We start from the raw sequence: 1,127 nt of genomic DNA, 5'->3' as shown, positions 1-1,127 counted from the left end.
GAGCGGCTGCGGGGGTCGCGCGACCCGGCCCCCAGACGCCGAACCCCCGCAGACCCCGCAGACCGCTCCCCCGAAATACACCGATGCCCGCCACCGCTGCTGGTGACGGACATCCGCTACAGGCGTGAGTCCGGGCGCTATCGGGGCGCCGCAGGACTCACTTACCGAGCTTGCGACGCTGCACGCGGGTCCGGCGGAGCATCTTGCGGTGCTTCTTCTTGGACATACGCTTGCGGCGCTTCTTGATCACAGAACCCATATCGGGGGTCACCTACCTGTCGACTACTGGTCTGGGGCCGTTGTCACGGGCCGTACTGCCACGGGTCTTACTACGCTCCGGCGTCCGATCGGGGCTCGGGAGCCGGGACGGAACCCGTCCAGACTACCTGCCCGCCCCGCCCCGGAAAAACCGGGCCACGCGCCGGGCTGCCTACCGCGCCGGGCCAGCCCATCCACCGGGCCAGCCCACGCACCGGGCCGCCTACTGCGCCGGGCCGGGCCACCACAAGCGGCGGCCCCACCACGCGCGTCAGCCCGCGGAGAAGTACGAGGTGTCGAGGTACTCGTGCACGGCCTTGGAGTGAACGCGGAACGACCGACCCACCCGCACCGCGGGGAGCTCGCCCGAGTGGACGAGTCGGTAGACCGTCATCTTGGACACGCGCATCAGCGCGGCGACCTCGGCAACGGTGAGGAACTGGGAACCCCCCGCCGCCTGCGAGCCGCCATCGGTCTTGTCGGAAGTCGCCATCTCACAACCCTTCGTGGCACGCGTCGTGCCGCAGGCTTCCCCTCCTGCGGTACGGACACGCACGTGCTGGGTATGAGCCTAGCGTGAATGGTGTGATCAATGCGACGGGAGTGGGCGAATTACTTCTACGACACGCCGCCAGATCCCGCCCTCACCCGTTCTGAGCTGGGGTTGTGCTAAATAAGCGACCCGCCGGGTGGCTGAGATCTCAGCCCCGGCGGGTCGGTTCGGTAAGCGCACGCGCGGCCCGTCCTGCCGCATCGGCGACGGGCGGGCCGCGCGCGGTCAGTCGTTCTCGTCGTCGTCGTCGGAGGTGGCCGCCTGCGCCAGGGCGCGCGACCGATCCGTCGCCGCCTCCACCGCGTCCGCCACGGCC

2 protein-coding genes are annotated in these 1,127 nt (G+C 70.1%); both read right to left on the bottom strand.

The features are described from left to right. Nucleotides 1–157: 157 nt before the first annotated feature. Nucleotides 158–259, bottom strand: coding sequence for a 30S ribosomal protein bS22 (locus HMPREF3086_RS18160; protein WP_003855542.1), 102 nt, complete (start codon nucleotides 257–259; stop codon nucleotides 158–160). A gap of 270 nt (nucleotides 260–529) precedes the next feature. Continuing rightward, nucleotides 530–751 carry a helix-turn-helix domain-containing protein gene (locus HMPREF3086_RS14450; protein WP_007630344.1) on the bottom strand — a complete coding sequence of 74 codons (222 nt, stop codon included), beginning with the start codon at nucleotides 749–751 and terminating at the stop codon, nucleotides 530–532. Between the last annotated feature and the right edge of the window lie 376 nt (nucleotides 752–1,127).

The organism is Dietzia sp. HMSC21D01, from assembly GCF_001815995.1.
GTDB classification, from domain to species: Bacteria; Actinomycetota; Actinomycetes; order Mycobacteriales; family Mycobacteriaceae; genus Dietzia; species Dietzia cinnamea.
This window is presented reverse-complemented; position numbering and strand designations above follow the sequence as displayed.

Bases quoted from the DNA above. Each gene is read 5' to 3' on its own strand.
- HMPREF3086_RS14450 (WP_007630344.1), bottom strand. From the start codon at position 751: ATGGCGACTTCCGACAAGACCGATGGCGGCTCGCAGGCGGCGGGGGGT.
- HMPREF3086_RS18160 (WP_003855542.1), bottom strand. From the start codon at position 259: ATGGGTTCTGTGATCAAGAAGCGCCGCAAGCGTATGTCCAAGAAGAAG.